This is a genomic window from Pantoea sp. VS1 (assembly GCF_002207995.1).
GTDB classification, from domain to species: domain Bacteria; phylum Pseudomonadota; class Gammaproteobacteria; order Enterobacterales; family Enterobacteriaceae; genus Pantoea; species Pantoea dispersa.
In genome coordinates this window covers 324652-343437 of the sequence record NZ_NHZE01000045.1, presented here as the reverse complement: position 1 = coordinate 343437, position 18786 = coordinate 324652, and the positions used below count along the sequence as shown (strand labels likewise).

Below are 18786 nucleotides of genomic sequence, written 5' to 3'. Positions count from 1 at the left end.
GTACCTGATGCGCCCATTATATTAACCACCTTCTTTGACCATGTCCGCCGGGTTATTTCGCTGGATGACGATCATTGCACGCTACATTACTGACGCTGAGGGTTATTATGTCTGCATTTTTAAATAAATTAAAGGTTACACTGGCATTGGTTGCCTGTTCCGCCAGTTTTATCGCTGCGGCGCAGGAGAAATTAACCGTCGGGGTTGATACGGCTTTTGTTCCTTTTGAGTTTAAGCAAGGTGATAAATACGTCGGCTTTGACATTGATTTATGGGATGCCATCGCGAAGAAAATGCATGTCAGCTATGAATTACACCCAATGGACTTTGGTGGCCTGATTCCGGGGCTGCAATCACGGAATCTGGACGTCGCGATGGCAGGCATTACCATTACCGATGCGCGTAAGCAGGTGGTGGATTTCAGCAACGGTTATTATGACGCCGACTTATTAATGGCTGTCAAAAGCGATGATAACAGCATTAAGAAATTCAGCGATTTAACCGGCAAGAAGGTGGGCCTGAAACAGGGCACGGCTGCAGCCAGCTTTATGAAAAGTAAATACAAGGCAAATTATGTTGAGTTTCCTAATATCGACAACGCCTATCTGGATTTGCAGGCCGGCAACCTTGATGCGGTGGTCCATGACTCGCCCAATGTGCTGTACTACGTGAAAACGGCGGGCGATGGCAAAGTCAAAGCCAGCGGTGAAAACGACACGATTCTGCCGCAGCAGTATGGCTTTGCCATGCAGAAAAACAGCAGCCTGACGCCTAAGATCAACGCCGCGCTGCAGGCCCTGCGCGCGGATGGCACCTACAGCAAAATCTACGTGAAATGGTTTGCTAAGCAGCCGAAATAATCCTGCCAGGCCGGAGCCCTCCGGCCTTGTTTAGCGTTTACAGGTTAAATTATGAATTTTGACAGTAAATATATTTGGGAATCTCTGCCGCTACTGCTGCAGGGTCTGCAGCTGACCTTGATTATTTCGCTGTCAGGTCTGCTGGGCGGTTTTATTATTGGCTTACTGGCGGGAACCTGCCGTGCTCTGGGTGGCAAAATTGCTAAGACGCTGTCACTTATTTTTGTCGAGCTTATTCGCGGTACGCCCATCATGGTGCAGGTAATGTTTATCTATTTTGCACTGCCGATGGTGTTGCCGATAAGAATTGATCCCGTCACCGCCGCGATCGTGACTATTGTGATTAACTCCGGTGCCTACATTGCTGAAATTACCCGGGGCGCGATCCTCTCAATCAATAAAGGCTTTAAAGAAGCGAGTCTGGCGATGGGCTTATCGCAGCGCAGTACGCTGTGGTATGTCATTATGCCTTTAGCGTTACGCCGCATGATTCCGGCTTTGGGTAACCAGTGGATTATCAGTATTAAAGATACCTCACTGTTTATTGTGATTGGCGTGGCAGAACTGACGCGTCAGGGGCAGGAGATCATTGCGGGTAATTTCCGTGCGCTGGAAGTGTGGACGGCGGTAGCTATGATTTATCTGCTGGTGACGTTATGCCTGAGCTTTTTACTGAAGCAGCTGGAAAAAAGGATCCATATTTTATGAGCATGGTTGAATTTAACGCAGTGTCGAAAAATTTCGGTGCCACGCAGGTCCTGCACAATATCAATTTAAAAATTGAGTCCGGCGAGGTGGTGGTGATTATTGGCCCTTCAGGTTCAGGCAAATCAACGCTGCTACGCTGCATCAACAAACTGGAAGAGATCTCATCCGGGACGCTGCTGGTCGCCGGAATGCACATCACCGATCCGCATGCGAATGAATGTGATATCCGCCGTGAAGCCGGCATGGTGTTTCAGCAGTTTCACCTGTTCCCGCATCTGACTGCACTGGAGAACGTGATGTTCGGCCCGATTCGCGTGCGTCAACAAACGAAAGCCGCGGCGCGCGAGCAGGCGCTGGCGCTGCTGGAGCGCGTTGGCTTGCGCGATCGCGCCAGCCATTATCCATCTGAACTTTCAGGGGGCCAGCAGCAGCGCGTGGCGATTGCCCGGGCACTGGCCGTCAGGCCGAAAATGATGCTGTTCGATGAGCCGACCTCCGCGCTGGATCCGGAGTTACGTCATGAAGTGCTGAAAGTGATGCGCTCGCTGGCTGAAGAGGGCATGACCATGGTGATTGTGACGCATGAGATTGGCTTTGCCCGCGATGTGGCTTCGCGGCTGATCTTTATTGATGGCGGTACCATTGCCGAAGATGGGCCACCTGATATGCTGCTGACTGCCAGCCGTAATCCGCGTCTGAAAGAATTTTTGCAACATGTATCCTGAAATGAAGTGAAATAACGCTATGAAAAAACTCGACTTCCGTGGTTCGGCTTTTGTTATTGGTCAGCAACTCGGTGACTTTGGCCGTGATGGCTGGCATAACAAACTCACGCATACCCGTCTCTGGCAAACGGTCACCGCCATGAAAGATACGCAGCAAATCCGCAATATGCGCGCGCGGGTCCAGCGCCAGTTTCCGCTGATCTGGCAGGAGCTGGAAGGACTGGCTGAAGGATTACAGGCACCGATTGACGAGGTGTTTGCGTGGAACTGCCGGGGCGATCTGGTGCGTTCTACTTCGGATGGTTGCACCACGGTGGCGGGGAAAAGTGCCAGCGGGGAGTTGATCATTGCGCACAACGAAGATGGCTTTCCCCAGCTGCGTGACGACTGTGCGCTGGTCACCGTGACCCCCGATGACGGGCTCGCGTTCACCAGCTTCGCCTATCCGGCATCACTTTGCGGTCACACTTTTGCCGTTAATGAGAAGGGCATCGTTAACACCGTCAATAACATTCGCGCACAGCATCGTCCGGATGGCATGCCACGCCAGATCATCGCCCGCGCGTCGCTGAACGCGACCACGCTGGATGAAGCGATCGCCATACTTAGCGCCACGCCGCGCGCCGGCGCGTTTCATCACACGCTGGGGCAGCAGGGCGATAGCCGCCTGATCAGTATTGAAGCGACAGGCTCAGGCTGTTCAGTGATCCCACTGACTGCGCCTTTCGGGCACGCTAACCATCTTATTCACCCGCAGCTTGCCGCCGTCGAACAGGTGGTCACCGCCAGTTCCGGCTCGCGCCAGCAGCGTCTGGAGACATGGCTGACGACGCAACCGGCGGTAGATGGCGCGGCGGCCAGGGCGATTTTATCGGATCAGCAGGATGCAGCGTTGCCGATTTACCGCCTGTCGCCGCAGGATCCGGATGAGGAAAATACCCTCGCCACGGCTATTTTTACCCTGAGTGACGACGCGGTGACGTGGCAGATCTTCACGCGCGACCGCCAGCGCGCCGCGTTGCAATCTGCTGGTCGTCAATGAGGTGTTATTTTTAATCTCCACCGCCCATCACTGAAGCCGTACAGTGATTGCTGGCAGCGCGCTAACCCGCGCTGCCAGCAATACTGACTATGTTACTCGTGGAAACCCGCTTCTTCGGACATCAGACATCCGTCGCTGAAACTCCAGTCATCGACGGTGTTAAACTGAATAATCACCATCACATCCTGCGGATCGATATCCAGCGATTGCGAGAGTTGCTGACACAATTTGCGACACAGCTTGTGCTTCTGTTCGCGGCTGCGCGGCTTGCCCGCAGTAATCATGAACTGAACAAAATTCTCTGAACGCCCGCGACTTTTATAGTGGCGATCAAACACCCTTAGCCGCGCCGGCAGTTCTTCAACTACCTGAAAGCGGTCGCCGGGTGGAACGGCAAATTCGTCCTCCAGACTCCGTTGCAGGATGTCGGAAATCTGCGTTAATTGCGCGTCGCTATAACCCTGACGCAGTATGATGCGGGTAAAAGGCATGAGGGTTACGCCTCTTCCAGACAGCTTAGCGCTGACACCGCCGCCGGCCAGCCGGCATAAAAGGCCAGATGGGTGAACACTTCGACGATCTCTTCTCGTGCCAGGCCATTCTGTAGCGCGAATTCGATATGCCACGGCAGCTGTTGCACCCGCCCCAGCGCCGTCAGTGCGGCCAGCGTAATCAGGCTGCGTTCGCGCGGCGTAAGCGCGTCACGTTGCCAGATGTCATCGAAAAGAACCTGCTGACTGAGTTCGGCCAGCTTTGGCGCGATGCGCGCCAGCGTTTTACTATCGAGTGTTTTTGCCATGATGTTTCTCCGTATTGACTCAGCCGCGATTGTGGCGAAACATAACCATCCTGAAAATCAAATAAAACACCGTCATTCATCCCATAAATCAGGACGATCATGCAAAAGTTAGCTCAGACGTTGGATCTGGATGCGTTGCGCAGTTTTGTCACCGGCATGGAGTGTGGCAGTTTTGCGCAGGCCGCCGTGCGGCTCTGTCGATCCACTTCGGCGGTCAGCGCCCAGCTAAAAAAGCTGGAGCAGCAATGTGGCAGTAAGCTGGTGGTGAAAAGCGGGCGTCATCTGGCGTTAACCCGTGAGGGGGAAGTGATGATGGGTTATGCCCGTCGTCTGCTGGCATTGAACGACGAAGCACTGTGCACCTTCAGCGGTGTAGGGCTGCAGGGGGAAGTGCGCCTGGGCATGCAGGAAGATTTTGGTGACACCCTGATGCCCGGTATTCTGGGCGAATTTACACGTCACCATCCCGGGCTGCAGATCATCGCCCGCGTGGCGCGTAATCAGGAGCTGCTTGCAGCGCTGGACAGCGATGCTCTTGATATGGCGCTGCTGTGGCAGGCACAACCGCTGCAGCGTAAAGGCGTGTTGATCGGCCAGTTCCCGCTGGAGTGGATCGCCCACCCCGACTGCGACGTCAGCGCGATGATAAGCCAGGGCGAACCGCTGCCGCTGGTGATGTTTGATAATCCCTGCCTGATGCGCTCGCGCGCCATCGACAGTCTGGACCGGGCGGGCATTGCATGGCGAATCGTGTTTGTCAGCCATAGCCTGAGCGGCATCTGGGCGGCGGTGCGGGCCGGTCTGGGGATCACCGTGCGCACGCGGGTCGGCATGCCCGCTAACCTGGTGAGCGCCGGCAATGTTTTGCCGCCGCTGGGCGCGCTGGGCGTTACGCTGGAACAAAAAAGTGGCAGCCAGACTGAGCCGAATGCGCAAAACCTGCTGGCCAGACTGATGGAAAATGCGCTGCGCAGCATAGAGCCGTTACCGGGTCTGCGGCCCGCCTGAATTGCTGCGCTAATCCCTGCGACAGTTACTTCGCAATCAGCAGCGCATCGGCGATATCCAGCATGGCGCGCAGGCGGTCCATGTGCCGCAGATCCTGATGATAGCCTACCCAGATATCGCGTGAAGGCGGCGGCTGTGGGGTTGGAATCCGCTGCAGTCCGGCGGTGGCATCGCCCAGCGGCTGGGGTAACACCGCCACGCCCATGCCGCGCCGGCACATCTGCGCCTGCACCGCCCGGCTGGTGCTGGTAAAAGCCCGCCGTGACTGTGGAAATTGATCGAGCAGCCAGACGACGTCCGGAAAATGGGCTTGTGCGGTATTCATCAGGATCAGCCCCACTGAGGCGGGGTCGTGTTGCAATGCGCGGGCATTTTCAGGCGTGCCGTATAACGCATAGGGCATGCTCATCAGGCGCCGCTGGACAATATCCGGCTCGGTAAAAGGCACAATGCGAAAAGCCACGTCGGCGTCGCGCCGCGACAGATTGAGCAAACGGTAGCTGGCGATGATTTCCGGCACGATAGCGGGATGGCGCTGAGTCAGCTCGCTCAGTACCGGTGCCAGCACGGCGGTGGCAAACCACTCGGCACAGGAGATGCGTAAAATGCCTTCCAGCCGCGGGTGATTGCCCGCCAGTCGTCTCTCCATCGCCAGCGCAGCATTTTCCATACTTTCTGCCAGGCCCAGCACGGCGTCACCGGCATCGGTTAACACCAGGCCATCCGGCGTGCGGCGAAACAGCGCCTGATGGGCCTGCGCTTCCAGCACCTTAATGCGACGACCCACGGTCGGATGGCTGACGCCGAGCCGGCGCGCGGCCTCGCCATAGGATCCGCTGCGCATCACTGCCAGAAAGATCCGTACATCGCTCCATTCCATTGCGCTCGCCCCCGTTCAAAAATGAACGTCGAATATACAAAAATGGCAGTTCTCAAACAACTTTGTAACTATCACCATAACGGCATCATCCAGACTGAACTGATTGAGGATTGCAGAGCATGAAGAAGCTTCAGGACAAAGTCGCCCTCGTAACCGGCGCATCTAAAGGCATTGGTGCGGCGATTGCCCGCCAGCTGGCCGCCGACGGCGCAAAGGTCGTCGTCAATTATGCCGCGGATAAAAACGGGGCGGATAAGGTGGTCGCCGCTATTGAGGCTGCCGGTGGCACGGCGGTGGCGCTGGCAGCGGATGTCACCGATCAGCCGCAGGTTGAGGCACTCATTCAATCTACCCTCGCGCAGTTTGGCCGGCTGGACATCGTGGTGAACAATGCCGGTGTGTATCAGTTTGCGAAGATTGAAGAGAGCAGCGAAGCGCTGTATCGCAAGCAATTTGACATCAATGTGCTCGGGCCGCTGCTGGTGACGGGCGCCGCGGTGCCACATCTGGGCAAGGGCAGCAGCATTATCAATATCAGCTCATTCGTGACGCGGGTATTTCTGGCGGAGAGCGCTATCTACAGCGGCAGCAAAGGCGCGATTGATGCTATTACCGGCGTGCTGGCGCGCGAACTCGGTCCGCGCGGCATCCGCGTTAATGCGGTCAATCCGGGGTTAATCGAAACCGAAGGCACGCACAGCACCGGCGCGATGGGATCGGAGTTTCAGCGCTGGAACGAAAGCCAGACGCCGCTTGGCCGTATTGGCCAGGTACAGGATATTGCGCCGATTGTGGCTTATCTCGCTTCCGACGATGCCGGATGGGTGACGGGCGAGGTGATGATGGCGTCAGGCGGCATGCGTTAACGGGAGAAAAGGATGCATCAAATGATGGTGGTGTGCGTCGGCGATGAAACCCATCGCTTTGACCGCGACTATTATACCCACACGCACCTGCCGCTGGCGCTGGCGTGCTGGCAGGATTATGGGCTCATTTCGGCGGAAGCGTTCTATCCCGCTTCAGACCGCAGCGGCTGGCTCTCCATCGGTGTTTACACGTTTGCCTGTCAGCAGGATGTCAACCGGGCGCTGGAGTCCGAACAGACCAAAAGGGTGATGGCCGATGTGGTGCATTTTACCGATGCCCCCACGGTGATCCGCAGCCATTTCATTCCCTTCTGAACGGCAGCGACGCCGCCGCGCGCTTATGTCCTCCATTCACCGGTTTGATAGCATGCTTAATGAACGCATTGTGCATTAAGCAGGCATCGCGGCAGCAAAAACGGGACGCGCTGGTGCCAAATCAGGACAAACCAATCCCTGAATCTGGTACGTGGCGCTGCCTTTTGCTATTTCATGTGTGAGCTATCACCGCAGCAGCACACAGGACGCAAACATGAATTTTTACAGCAGCAGAGAATTTACGGGTTCCAAAGCCTGGGAGTCTCAGCATATTGCCAGCTTTGATAACACCAGCGTTAAACTGCACTGGACCGATCAACCCTATAAATGGCATATCAATGATGGACAAGAGGTGTTTGCCGTTATGGATGGTTGCGTTGACATGTTCTATAAACAAGCGGGCGAAGTGAGAACTCAACGATTAACCACCGGCGATATTTTCTATGCCAGCGAAGGCACTGAACACGTGGCACATCCGCAGGGCGTAGCCCGGGTGCTGGTGATTGAACAAGCGGGATCGGTTTGATGCGACGCCTCAACCCCGGTTATTTCACGATCGACGAAGCCTGATCGGCGCGATTACCGGCTATGACGCGCCGGCGATGACAGTCGGCGGGATCGAGTCGTTCTCCCCGGGCAGAATAAACGGCCAGTTCAGGTAACGGTTCGCCGTTGGCGTTATCCAGCAATACCGAGTGTGTCTCGCCTTTTTCAAATAAATAACGCTCTCCCCACTGGCGCATCGCCACGACGATTGGGAAGACGGCTCGTCCCCGTTCGGTCAGCACATATTCCTTGTAGGCGCTGCCATCTGACGCCGGACAACTCTCAAGCACGCCGACCTCAACCAGCAGTTTCAGCCGTGACGCCAGGATATTTTTTGCCAGCCCAAGGTTTTTCTGGAAATCACTGAAGCGGCGCACATCATCAAACGCTTCACGGATGATCATCAGACACCAGCGTTCGCCAATCACCTCCACGGTCCGGGCGACCGGGCATTCGCTGGTTCTGAGCCCTTCCTGTTTGGCCATCTTCTCTCTCACTCTGCTGATTTACTGACGGCAGCTTAGCCTTCAGCAAAACAAGTTGCAAAAAAAAACCTCCGCTGCTACTTATAGAATAAATCGGTTTCAAATAAAAACCACATAAGGATGCAACATGACTTGCACCAGTGATACCCCTGCAACCTCTGAGGCGCCTCTTTCGCCGGCGACGATCTCAGTGCTGTCGCCTCACATCATTTTTCTGTTCTCACTGACCTGCGCGCTGGCTGTCGGCAATGTCTATTCTGCCCAGCCATTGCTGGAATCCATCTCCGCAGCGCTACAGGTTTCGCCCGGCACCATCGGCCTGGTCATCACGGCAACGCAGGTGGGTTATGCCATAGGATTGTTTTCGCTGGTGCCGCTCGGCGATCGCTTTGATCGCAAAAAGCTGGTGATCACGCACCTGCTGCTGTCGGTGCTGGCCCTGATCGCGGCGGCGTTAGCAGAGAGTTTGCTGGCGCTGCTGGGGGCGATGCTGCTGGTGGGTTTGATGGCAGTGGTGACGCAAACCGTGGTGGCGTGGGCCGCTATCCTGTCGGCACCGGCTCAGCGTGGCAAGGTGGTAGGCAGCGTCACCAGTGGCATCGTCATGGGCATACTGCTGGCGCGGCTGGTCTCTGGCATCATCGCCGATATCGCCGGCTGGCGGGCGGTGTATATGACCTCAGCCGCGCTGATGCTGCTGATTACCGTGCTGCTGGTAAAAGTGATACCGGCTGCCGGTCCGCAGAACACAGCCACTTCCGTGGCCGGGCTGCTGGGGTCTGTCCCGCGTCTTTTTGTCTCCGAGCCCTTGTTGCGTCAGCGCGGCGCGCTGGCTCTGCTGATTTTTGCCGCGTTCAGCATGTTGTGGAGTTCCATGGTTTTGCCGCTCACGGCCATGTCGCTTTCCCATACGCAAACAGGGCTGTTTGGTTTGGCTGGAATAGCCGGAGCGCTGGCGGCTTCCAGAAGTGGTGCCTGGGCTGACAGGGGAACCGGGCAGCGCGCCAGCGGATGCGCACTGGTTTTACTAACGCTCTCGTGGCTCCCGATCGCCTTCGCGCAGGCCTCTTTATTCTTGCTGGTTATTGGCGTGATCATGCTGGATTTCGCCGTGCAGACGGTGCATGTCATCAACCAGAGCATGCTGATTGCCGGCAAACCCGCTATCACCAGCCGACTCATCGGTGCCTATATGTGTTTTTATGCGTCTGGCAGCGCGCTGGGCGCTATTACTGCCACTCAACTCTATGCGCACTGGGGATGGTATGCCGTGTGCGGCGGCGGGGCACTGGTCAGTGCCTGCGCACTTATTCTCTGGTATGGAACACGTCAATCATGAAATTATCACACCTGCTGCTGGCCATCGGTATTACCGCCATCTGGGGCATTAATTTTTCGGTGATTAAATTAGGGTTGTACGCCATCGATCCATTTATTCTGGCAGGGCTGCGTTTTACGCTGTGTGCCATCCCGGCGCTCTTCTTTATTAAAAAACCTGACGTCCCGTGGCGCTACCTTATTGGCTACGGACTGGTGTTCGGCATTGGCTTGTGGGGCCTGGTAAATCTGGGGATAAAAACCGGGCTGTCGGCGGGGATCGCCTCGCTGGTGCTGCAGTTCAGTGCCTTTTTCACTCTGCTGCTCGGCAGTTATGTGTTTAAAGAACAGCTCAGCCGCTATCAGATCGCTGGCTTTGTGCTGGCGTGCAGCGGATTGATGAGCATTGTGTTTATTACCGACGGCTCGGTGACGTTTGCCGGGTTGCTGCTGGTGCTGGCAGGCGCCATTGCCTGGAGTATTGCCAATATCATCATGAAAAAAGCCGGCACGAAGCAGGTATTCGCGTTTCTGGTCTGGTCGAGCGCCTTTTCGCCGCTTCCGCTTTTTCTGCTGGACGGATTAATTAATGGCAGCGCGGGCTATAGCGCATTAATCAGCCATATGGATACCCGTGCGATATTGTCCATTCTGTTTCAGGTCTACCCTAATACGTTATTAGGCTACTGGATCTGGAATTCATTGCTTAAGCAGTATCCTGTCTCCACCGTCGCGCCATTATCGTTGCTGGTGCCGGTATTCGGCATTCTCGGTTCGATGATGATATTTGGTGAAGCTATTTCTCCGATGAAAATCGTGGCGCTGGTGCTGATTATTGCCGGGCTGGCGGTTGGGTTGTATGGACAACGCATCAAACGTTATTTCATTCCGCAGTCGGATTCGCTGTGATCAGCAGCCCGCTGATGAGCCGTGATCCGACAAGAGCGGGCATCCTGCCCGCTCTCTCTGTCAATGAAAATCCGCTTACTGCACCACGAAACGCGCGACTGAGCCTTCCAGAGTCGACGCCTGATCGCGCAGTGCGCTGGCGGCGGCCGATGATTCCTGCACCAGCGCGGCGTTCTGCTGCGTCACGCTGTCCATCTGAACGATAGCGACGCCGACCTGCGAAATGCCGCGATTCTGTTCATCGGATGCCTGCGCGATTTCGGCGAGGATGCTGGTTACGTTGCCAACGGAATGCACAATTTCATCCATGGTTTTACCGGCCTGACCCACCAGCTGTGAACCACTGCTGATACGCGCCACCGATTCGCCAATCAGGGTTTCAATCTCTTTGGCTGCCTGAGCGCTGCGCTGCGCCAGACTGCGCACCTCGCTGGCGACCACGGCAAAGCCGCGTCCCTGCTCACCGGCGCGCGCTGCTTCTACTGCTGCGTTTAACGCCAGGATATTGGTCTGGAAAGCAATGCTGTTAATGACGGTGGTGATTTCGGCGATTTTGCCGGAGCTGGCGCTGATCTGGTCCATGGTTTCAACCACGCCTTTGACCAGCGAGCCGCCCTGATTGGCCTTCTCCGAAGTGGCACGCGCCAGTTCGCTGGAGTGATGAATGTTTTCCACGTTCTGCTTCACGGTAGCGGTCAACTGCTCCATGCTGGCTGCCGTCTGCTCCAGCGCGGCCGCCTGCTCCTCGGTGCGGGCGGAAAGATCGTTATTGCCTGCAGCAATTTCTGCGGAAGCGTGGCTGACCTGCATCACGCCGCTGCGAATGTTACCAATGATGCCGCGCAGATCGTTGCTCATCTCACCGACCGCCTGCATCAGCTCGCCCAGTTCGTCCTTACGTGAAGTTTGCAGCTGTACGCTCAAATCTCCCTGCGCAATCTGCCGCGCGACGTTCAGTGTTACCGCTAAAGGACGGGTAATCTGCCGGGTGATAAACACCGCAATCAGAATGCTGATTACCACAGCCGTCGCCAGGATCAGCGACATCCACAGAATTGCCCGGGCGATATCCTGGTGCGTGGCGGCCAGCTGCTGGCTAAATAATTGATTACTGGTGTTAGTCAGATGCAGGCCCGCGATGGCAAGCTGGCGGGTCGCTTCCACTTCTTCTTCCGCGGAGGCGTTGTAGTCCTGCACGCTGTCGCGTCTGGCCGCCAGCGTTACGGCAATTTTATCCAGCGCGTTGCTGTCATCAGCGCTCAGGCGTGGTCGAGCCTGGTCAATCAGTTGAATCGTTTCAGCTATAAAGCCTGACAAAGCCAGACGGTTTTCTTCACTGTTGTCCAGCGCCATCAGCTTTACACGAATACTGATACCATTCAGATATTTAGCGATTTCATTGAGCGCGGTTGCCGTATCCTGCTGTGTGCTGACGTAGTTTCTGGCCAGCGCGGCAACCGCTGTGGTTTCGTCACTGAAGCGCAGCGCCTGCAGAATGCTCTGGCGCTTATGCACTTCGTTCACCGTTTCTGCACGATGCTGACGATAAAGGTTCATCGCAGCCGGCAGAGAGGCAATCAGCGCGGTCTGCGCGCTATCCCATTGCCAGGTTTTCAGCTGGTTGATACTGCCCTCAATCGCCTGCAGTCGCGATTCGTTGTCGGCAATGAATTTTTCATCGTGGGTTTTTACGTATTGCAGGCGGGCATCTTTAGCCTGCGCGAACTGATCGTTGATGCCTTTCAACTGGCTGAGTTTTTCCGCACGTTCCGCGATGTCGTGCAGGTTTTTGATGCCACAGGAAGCTACAGCAATGCTGAGGATAAGCAGCACACCAAACCCGAGCATGAGTTTTCTGCTGACTCTGATATCTTCCAAAAAAACACGTATTTTGTTCATTAAGGTGAATCTCCCTGGTTGTTGTTGTCCACGCTTTTGCCTGATGGCAATGGCGTTATCGGCAGGGAGATGATTAATTTCAATTAAAATAATTAAAAAACATATAATCACCTAAATTTATTAGATGAGCTATGCTTGGGGAAGGGCTGCAACGGTAGGGCAGGCGTGGAGCTCGGGTTTTCTGTTTTAAACTGGTACTGATTTTGGCGGATAGCGGTGCGGGGGAAAGTATTGACGCAACCTGCCGGTTTGTCAAAGCGCCGGGATTTCAGGCGAAGGGCCCGATAGCCCTCAGACCAGGCGTTGCGCCTGAGGACATTCTGCTACGCCTGAAATCCTCAGGAATCCGCTGGCTGGTTCGTCAGCCACTGAGCGGCGCTGGTGGTGGCAATGTGCTTGCGGTAATTAAATGTCTCCTGTTTAGGCCATGCCACACCGTCCGGACGGGCAAAGGCCAGCCGGTAGGCCGCGCCAGTGTCATGGGGATGACGCTCTGCATCTTCCCTTAGCCTTTCCCGGCTAAGTAATACTCGCCTGACCGCGCTTTGCCAGTGAGATTGCATCAGGTCAGCCAGCTCTGCGTAAGTCAGCGTATCGCCAGCGATATAAACAATGTCGTTCTGAAAAGCGGGCTGATGAAAGAAGATATCGGCTGTCAGCTGCCCGATGTCGTCGGGCGTGGTGAGTGTCAGGGCATAGTTCCAGTCACCGAGGGCATAAACCGTTTTATTCCCGGCATCGATCACGCCAAAATCGGGTTCAAACAGATAGCTGGTAAAAATACCGGTCGAAACAATTACCCAGTCAGTGTTGCTTTGGGCGCGCAGCAGGTGGCGCACTTCAAGCTGCTCATCCCATACCGGTTGCCCACTCTCTTTGCCGATAACGTCATAATCCACGCCAAACTGCCAGGGGAAATAGCGGGCGACACCCGCCTTCAGCACGGCCTGAGTGATTCTGAGCTGCGTTCCCGGCCCGCCGACAAAACCACTGCAATTAATGATGGCATCATAAGAACGAAATAATGCTGAGAGTTCGCTCAGGCTATTTTTCTGCAGGTCGCCTTCCACCACAGTGATATTTAGCTTTTGCAGCGCATCCAGCCGGGTTTTAAGTGGGCCGGACGCGGCATGCGCAGCCTCGCTTCTGAGTAATACACTTATTTTAATCAGAGGATGTTGCTGCACTTTTTTAGCCATGGCGTTTAACACCGCCATGCCTAATTCTCCTGCGCCGAGGATAAGAATATTTTCGACATGTTGATCAACGGGTAGCATGCTTGTCTCCTTAGGTTATATCCGTCATCCTGACAGCGGACAAACCCTGATTCAATCAGGTACACCCGTGATACCGGAGGAGAGATGGAACCTAATCGCGAAGCCCTGCTGCAGTTTTCCAGACAATTTTGTGAGGCGTTGAGTCACGATGATGAAACATTAAAGCGTGAAATTCTTTCACACGCCGGCAATCGCTGGTCGCTGGGTATATTGCATATTCTGGTCACCCATGGACCGTTGCGCCATGCAGAAATGGGTCGTTTACTGCATGGCGTCACACAACGAATGCTGACGCGCACACTGCGAACGCTTGAGCGTGACGGCCTTATATCCCGTTGTGATTATCAGGAAAAAGTACCGCGTGTCGTCTATACGGCCACGGACGCGGGCGAAGAAATGATGATGAAAATGATGCCGCTCTGGGCGTGGATTATTTCGTCGGCCGACTATTTTAAGCAAAGCAGGATTACGTTTGATACTCCTGATCAGTAATGGCATTAAATTGCGCGATGACGACCTTGCTGAGGATGCGTGATTATTTCCCTGCTGCCAATAGTGCAAATTTTTTTGCACTATTAATCCTGTCCCGGTTTTGACAGGTTGTCTCGTGAGAATTCACGCATTGAGAGCAGCACGGGCATCAGATTATGGCCTGCATGCGTGAGTGCGTATTCAACACGTGGGGGCTGTTCACCAAAATCAGTGCGGGTTATCAGCCCATCACGTTCAAGCTTGCGCAGATGTTGAGTCAGGACTTTATGTGATATCTCCGGCATACTCTTCATGAATTGCGAGTGACGCATCGAAGGCTCCGCAAATAATCTGAATAAAATCTGCAGTGTCCATCTGCCGGAAATAATAGTTAAACATTGCGTGACATAAGCGACCGAACCTTCTGGTCCGAGACAACGTGTTTTCTCATCATCGCCTACAGGCACTTTCAGGTGCGTAATTGATTCATTCATCAGTTTATTTTCCAATAGATTTTTCACGTATTCTGGAGAACAGTAATGGATCTGAAACTCGACGGCAAAATTGCTCTGATAACGGGTAGCACCAAAGGTATTGGAGAAGCGGTAGCCAGAGGGCTTGCCGCTGAAGGCACCCGCGTTATTATACATGGCCGGGATCCGGCTAAAGCTGAAAATATCGCCAGCGATATCATAAAGCAAGGTGGACAAGCGTACGCAGTAACGGGAGATTTAACCCGTGAGGCAGATATTCAACTGCTTTATCAGCAAGTCTGTTCGCTTGTACAATCCGTTGATATTGTTGTTAATAATGCGGGTGGCTCCGGCCCGACAGAGGACTGGACGTCTACTTTGCCAGAAACCTGGGCAGCTGGGTATGATAAAAATGTCCTTTCAGCCTTACGTGTCATTAATCTTTTTCTTCCTGGGATGCGTGAACAAAAATGGGGCAGAATCATTAATATTTCGAGCCTGGCAGCGTTGATGCCTCCCGCCAGGCGTCCGGATTATGCTGCTGCTAAAGCAGGGATTATTGCCATGACCTCATCGCTGGCAAAAGCGGTCGCACACGATGGCGTAACCGTAAATACTCTCTCACCGGGTACTATTCATAGTGCAAGCCTCGAAAAAGCATTTCGTCAAACGGCCAAAGATGCAGGGCTTTCAGCTGACGCGCCATGGGAAGATATTGAACAGGCCGTATTGCCCCTGTATGCCAATGTGCCCATGGCGCGCGTAGGGACGCTCAAAGAAATAGCGGACGCCATCACCTTTCTGGCCAGCCCGTTGTCGGGTTACATAACGGGTTCAAATTTAAGGCTTGATGGCGGTATGTGGCCCGGACTTTAAAACCAGCCGCACAACATCCTGAATAAAATCTCTGTTTCAGCTACTACTTCATTCGATGACATCATCACAGCCGATTTAATTATCAGAACTGGGCGGGCTGCTGTTGCAGCCCTGCTCATACCCTAACGTCATCCTCTTCATGATGCACGCAGTCCCGGTCGATATGCCCAATCCTGTTTATTGACAGTCCACACCTGGTCATGCATATTGTTATGTTATAACGTAACAATGAAAGTACCATGATGAAAAACTCGCTCTCCCTGATTATTACGGCGCTGCTGTCGCTTCCTGTATTCAATGCTAATGCCAGTAACTATCCGCTCACCGTTGATAACTGCGGTGTCAAAGAGACCTTCGCTCATCCGCCTGCGCGCGTCGTCACCGTTGGCCAGCATGAAACGGAACTGCTGCTGGCGCTCGGTCTGGCAGATAAAATTGCCGCAACCTCGGTATGGTTTGGCGCGCTGCCCGCCGATTTGCAAGGGCAGGGCAGCCAGCTTAAACGGCTGGCCGATAACGCCCCAGGCTTTGAAGCGGTGGTGGCGCAGCGCCCGGAGCTGGTGCTGGCGCAGTACAGCTGGCACGTCGGGCCGCAGGGTGAAGTCGCCACGCGTGAACAGTTTGAACAGCTCGGCATCCGAACCTGGATTTCGCCTGCCGACTGCATCGGCAAAGCCGTCACCACCACGTCCAATAGCGACGGTGCACGCACCACACCGTATGGGATCGAGGTAATCTTTGCGGAAATCAGCGCGCTGGCGCGCATTTTTGATGTGCCGGCGCGTGGCGAAGCGCTCAAACAGCAGCTGGCCGCTCGTATAGCACAGGTTCAGCAGCAGCTGCACAAATCACCGTCAGCGCCGCTGAAGGTGGTTTACTGGTTTTCCAGCCCGCGCCTGAAAGGCGATCCCTGGGTCGCTGGCAATAAAGGGGCGCCGGGCTGGATCAGCCAGACGCTTGGTCTGACTAACATTATCGATTCAGACGAAGAGTGGCCGGCGGTTACCTGGGAACACATCGTCTCCGCGCAGCCGGACATCATCGTTATTGCCAGCATGGCGCGGCGGCTCTATCCCGCCGATGACGTCGCGGTTAAAAAACACTTTCTGCAAAGCGATCCGGTGACGCGTGAAATGCCAGCGTTGAAAAACGGCCACATTGTGGTGGTACCGGCCATGTCACTGAATCCCTCGTTGCGCAACGTAGAGGCCGTGGAGCTGATCGGTCAGCAGATCGCTGCTTTCGCACCTGCCCGATGAGCGCTCACGCTGTCTGTTACTGGCGCACCGGCCTGCTGATTGCTGCGGGCGCGCTCAGCCTGCCGGTGATGATGACGCTGGCCGCGGCGACCGGTGATGTCGCGATCAGCTTTACCCTGACCGCGCAGGCCATCACCAATGGTCTTGGCATCACCCATTACGACCTGCCGGCGCTGGAAGCCGGCATCGTCTGGCAATACCGCATGAGCCGCGCGCTGATGGCGGCGAGCAGCGGCGGCGGGCTGGCACTGTGTGGGCTGGTGTTGCAGTCGTTGCTGCGCAATTCGCTGGCCGACCCTTATCTGCTGGGTATTTCCGCCGGCGCATCAACCGGCGCGGTGTGCGTGATGCTGCTTGGCATCGGTGGCGGCGCCATCACCACCGGTGCCGGCGCGTTTGGCGGTGCCTGTCTCGCATTTATGCTGATTGTTATGCTCTCCGGCGGCATGCGGGAAAACACCGCGCGCATCATTCTGGCCGGTATTGCCGGGACGCAATTATTTAATGCGCTGACCGCTTACATTGTCAGCACGGCGGCCAATGCTGAGCAGTCGCGCGGCGTGATGTTCTGGCTGCTCGGCAGCCTGAGCGGTGTGCGCTGGGCGGATGCATTACTGTGTTTTGCCGTAACCCTCGCCGGTCTGCTGACTGTGCTCTACCATGCGCGCGCGCTGGATACCTTCTCGTTTGGCGCGGAAGTCTCCGCGACGCTGGGCACGCAGGTTTCAGCGGTGCGCATCGTATTACTGCTGACCACTGCGTTAGTGACGGCGGTGATCGTCAGCGCGATTGGTGCGGTCGGTTTTGTCGGGCTGGTGATCCCGCATATCACCCGCATGATTGCCGGGCAGCGTCATCTGGTGACGATCCCGCTCGCATTCCTGGGCGGCTGCCATTTCATGGTGATTGCCGACCTGGTATCGCGCAAGTTAATCACCCATCAGGTGCTGCCGATAGGCGTGGTGACGGCGTTAGTCGGCGCTCCGGTGTTCGCCCTGATTCTGTATCGCAACCGGGAGAAATCATGAAATATGTCGCGGTGGATAAACTGAGCGTGACGCTACAGGCGCGCAGCGTGTTATCTGACATCAGTTTTGCGGCGCAGCGGGGACAAACGGTCGGGTTGCTCGGCCCTAATGGCTCGGGAAAATCGACGCTCATCCGTGCGCTGGCGGGCGTTCAGCCCTGTGCTTATAACGGACTGGAAATGGGCGGCACGCGGCTCAACCAACTCAGCCGGCGGCAGCGAGCCCGTGCGCTGGCCTTCGTGCCGCAGCATGCCGAAATGGAAGCTGAGATGTGCGTTAGCGACATCGTGCGTCTGGGGCGGGCGCCGCATCGCAACGCGTTCAGCCCGTGGCGGACGGCAGATGAAACGGCAGTGCAGCACGCGCTGTCGCTGATGAAACTGGATGCGCTGGCCGGGCGGTCGTGGCAGCGGCTGTCCGGTGGCGAACGCCAGCGCTGCCAGATCGCGCGTGCGCTCGCGCAGCAGCCGGATATCCTGTTGCTGGATGAGCCGATTAACCATCTGGATATTCAGTTTCAGCTTGAGCTGATGCGGCTGATTGCCGCACTGCCGGTCACGGTGATTGTGGCCCTGCACGATCTGAATCTGGCGGCAAAATTTTGCCAGCATCTGGTGGTGCTGCAGCACGGGCAAGTGGTGGCGAGCGGTGAGCCCGCCGCCGTGCTGACGCCTGCCCTGATTCAGCGGACGTGGCAGGTCGAGGCCATCGTCAACCGCAGCGAGCGCGGCTCCATGAATATTCAGTACGCCTGAACCGGGCTGATCTTAACGCTCGTCGAACGGCACGCCGCCTTTAGATTTATGATGCTTCGGCGTTTCGATAATCGACACGGTGACCACATCAGCATCGATCTCAAACGAATCCACCACCGCCTGGGTGATGGCTTTGAGTAACTTTTTCTTCTGCTCAACGCTACGGCCTTCCGCAGCATAAACGACAATCTCTGGCATAACGGCGTTTCCTCACGGGTTAGAGTTCTTCTCAAGCATACCTCAGCCACGCTGCCGCGCGCAGCGTTAACCTGTCGCGAAGGTTAAAAG

General features: G+C 55.6%; 23 protein-coding genes. 15 read left to right on the top strand and 8 right to left on the bottom strand.

Going from position 1 to position 18786, the window contains the following annotated elements:
* Nucleotides 1-107 precede the first annotated feature (107 nt).
* The 4 genes from glnH to CBW22_RS18420 are packed head-to-tail and all read left to right on the top strand — an operon-like array spanning nt 108 to nt 3335.
* Nucleotides 108-860, top strand: a complete 753-nt coding sequence (gene glnH, locus CBW22_RS18435; RefSeq protein WP_088517453.1) for a glutamine ABC transporter substrate-binding protein GlnH — start codon at nt 108-110, stop codon at nt 858-860.
* A gap of 51 nt (nt 861-911) precedes the next feature.
* Nucleotides 912-1568 (top strand): glutamine ABC transporter permease GlnP, encoded by a 657-nt coding sequence (glnP, locus tag CBW22_RS18430; RefSeq protein WP_021508828.1) that lies wholly within the window; start codon nt 912-914, stop codon nt 1566-1568.
* 2 nt (nt 1569-1570) lie between these two features.
* A complete protein-coding gene (gene glnQ, locus CBW22_RS18425) occupies nt 1571-2293 on the top strand; it encodes a glutamine ABC transporter ATP-binding protein GlnQ (RefSeq protein WP_088517573.1) in 723 nt (240 codons plus the stop codon).
* A gap of 19 nt (nt 2294-2312) precedes the next feature.
* Entirely contained in the window at nt 2313-3335 is a 1023-nt protein-coding gene (locus CBW22_RS18420) for a C45 family autoproteolytic acyltransferase/hydolase (RefSeq protein ID WP_088517452.1), read from the top strand.
* A gap of 92 nt (nt 3336-3427) precedes the next feature.
* On the opposite strand, the gene CBW22_RS18415 is transcribed toward CBW22_RS18420, so the two are convergent.
* Both CBW22_RS18415 and CBW22_RS18410 read right to left on the bottom strand, forming a co-directional pair.
* A complete protein-coding gene (locus CBW22_RS18415) occupies nt 3428-3826 on the bottom strand; it encodes a tautomerase family protein (RefSeq protein ID WP_088517451.1) in 399 nt (132 codons plus the stop codon).
* Between the two features lie 5 nt (nt 3827-3831).
* Nucleotides 3832-4134 carry a carboxymuconolactone decarboxylase family protein gene (locus tag CBW22_RS18410; RefSeq protein ID WP_088517450.1) on the bottom strand — a complete coding sequence of 101 codons (303 nt, stop codon included), beginning with the start codon at nt 4132-4134 and terminating at the stop codon, nt 3832-3834.
* An 87-nt stretch (nt 4135-4221) separates the two neighbouring features.
* Between CBW22_RS18410 and CBW22_RS18405 the strand changes: the two genes are divergently transcribed.
* On the top strand, nt 4222-5142 hold the full coding sequence (locus CBW22_RS18405; RefSeq protein ID WP_394517718.1) for a LysR substrate-binding domain-containing protein: 921 nt from the start codon (nt 4222-4224) through the stop codon (nt 5140-5142).
* Nucleotides 5143-5167: 25 nt separating this feature from the next.
* On the opposite strand, the gene CBW22_RS18400 is transcribed toward CBW22_RS18405, so the two are convergent.
* The gene (locus CBW22_RS18400; protein ID WP_058758955.1) at nt 5168-6022 is read right to left on the bottom strand and encodes a LysR family transcriptional regulator; all 855 of its coding nucleotides are present in this window, start codon (nt 6020-6022) and stop codon (nt 5168-5170) included.
* Nucleotides 6023-6141: 119 nt separating this feature from the next.
* Between CBW22_RS18400 and CBW22_RS18395 the strand changes: the two genes are divergently transcribed.
* The 3 genes from CBW22_RS18395 to CBW22_RS18385 all read left to right on the top strand — a co-directional run bounded on the left by CBW22_RS18395 (nt 6142) and on the right by CBW22_RS18385 (nt 7729).
* Nucleotides 6142-6888, top strand: coding sequence for an SDR family NAD(P)-dependent oxidoreductase (locus CBW22_RS18395; RefSeq protein ID WP_088517448.1), 747 nt, complete (start codon nt 6142-6144; stop codon nt 6886-6888).
* A 12-nt stretch (nt 6889-6900) separates the two neighbouring features.
* Nucleotides 6901-7203 (top strand): EthD family reductase, encoded by a 303-nt coding sequence (locus CBW22_RS18390; RefSeq protein WP_088517447.1) that lies wholly within the window; start codon nt 6901-6903, stop codon nt 7201-7203.
* Between the two features lie 214 nt (nt 7204-7417).
* Entirely contained in the window at nt 7418-7729 is a 312-nt protein-coding gene (locus tag CBW22_RS18385) for a hypothetical protein (protein ID WP_058758957.1), read from the top strand.
* A gap of 19 nt (nt 7730-7748) precedes the next feature.
* Here the strand turns inward: CBW22_RS18385 and CBW22_RS18380 are convergent, their stop codons facing one another.
* The gene (locus tag CBW22_RS18380) at nt 7749-8234 is read right to left on the bottom strand and encodes a winged helix-turn-helix transcriptional regulator (protein WP_088517446.1); all 486 of its coding nucleotides are present in this window, start codon (nt 8232-8234) and stop codon (nt 7749-7751) included.
* A 127-nt stretch (nt 8235-8361) separates the two neighbouring features.
* On the opposite strand from CBW22_RS18380, the gene CBW22_RS18375 reads away from it, so the two are divergent.
* Complete coding sequence (locus CBW22_RS18375) at nt 8362-9573, top strand: MFS transporter (RefSeq protein ID WP_088517445.1); 1212 nt, start codon at nt 8362-8364, stop codon at nt 9571-9573.
* Nucleotides 9570-10460, top strand: coding sequence for an EamA family transporter (locus CBW22_RS18370; RefSeq protein WP_088517444.1), 891 nt, complete (start codon nt 9570-9572; stop codon nt 10458-10460). Before CBW22_RS18375 ends, CBW22_RS18370 begins: the two co-directional genes overlap by 4 nt.
* Nucleotides 10461-10535: 75 nt before the next feature.
* On the opposite strand, the gene CBW22_RS18365 is transcribed toward CBW22_RS18370, so the two are convergent.
* Nucleotides 10536-12359, bottom strand: a complete 1824-nt coding sequence (locus CBW22_RS18365) for a methyl-accepting chemotaxis protein (RefSeq protein ID WP_088517443.1) — start codon at nt 12357-12359, stop codon at nt 10536-10538.
* 338 nt (nt 12360-12697) lie between these two features.
* Entirely contained in the window at nt 12698-13636 is a 939-nt protein-coding gene (locus CBW22_RS18360; protein ID WP_088517442.1) for an aromatic alcohol reductase, read from the bottom strand.
* Between the two features lie 84 nt (nt 13637-13720).
* Between CBW22_RS18360 and CBW22_RS18355 the strand changes: the two genes are divergently transcribed.
* Entirely contained in the window at nt 13721-14128 is a 408-nt protein-coding gene (locus tag CBW22_RS18355; protein WP_021508842.1) for a winged helix-turn-helix transcriptional regulator, read from the top strand.
* A gap of 83 nt (nt 14129-14211) precedes the next feature.
* Here CBW22_RS18355 and CBW22_RS18350 read toward each other — a convergent pair whose 3' ends face one another.
* Nucleotides 14212-14616, bottom strand: coding sequence for a winged helix-turn-helix transcriptional regulator (locus tag CBW22_RS18350; protein ID WP_217899530.1), 405 nt, complete (start codon nt 14614-14616; stop codon nt 14212-14214).
* Between the two features lie 30 nt (nt 14617-14646).
* On the opposite strand from CBW22_RS18350, the gene CBW22_RS18345 reads away from it, so the two are divergent.
* From CBW22_RS18345 to CBW22_RS18330, 4 genes are all read left to right on the top strand, one after another.
* A complete protein-coding gene (locus tag CBW22_RS18345) occupies nt 14647-15456 on the top strand; it encodes an SDR family NAD(P)-dependent oxidoreductase (protein ID WP_088517440.1) in 810 nt (269 codons plus the stop codon).
* A gap of 242 nt (nt 15457-15698) precedes the next feature.
* Nucleotides 15699-16715, top strand: coding sequence for an ABC transporter substrate-binding protein (locus CBW22_RS18340; RefSeq protein WP_176428152.1), 1017 nt, complete (start codon nt 15699-15701; stop codon nt 16713-16715).
* Nucleotides 16712-17743: a FecCD family ABC transporter permease gene (locus CBW22_RS18335; RefSeq protein ID WP_088517438.1), complete on the top strand. Its 1032-nt coding sequence runs from the start codon at nt 16712-16714 to the stop codon at nt 17741-17743. The genes CBW22_RS18340 and CBW22_RS18335 overlap by 4 nt, the downstream gene beginning before the upstream one ends.
* Complete coding sequence (locus CBW22_RS18330; protein WP_088517437.1) at nt 17740-18498, top strand: ABC transporter ATP-binding protein; 759 nt, start codon at nt 17740-17742, stop codon at nt 18496-18498. Before CBW22_RS18335 ends, CBW22_RS18330 begins: the two co-directional genes overlap by 4 nt.
* A gap of 12 nt (nt 18499-18510) precedes the next feature.
* Here CBW22_RS18330 and CBW22_RS18325 read toward each other — a convergent pair whose 3' ends face one another.
* Nucleotides 18511-18696 (bottom strand): tautomerase family protein, encoded by a 186-nt coding sequence (locus CBW22_RS18325; protein WP_021508848.1) that lies wholly within the window; start codon nt 18694-18696, stop codon nt 18511-18513.
* Nucleotides 18697-18786 lie beyond the last annotated feature (90 nt).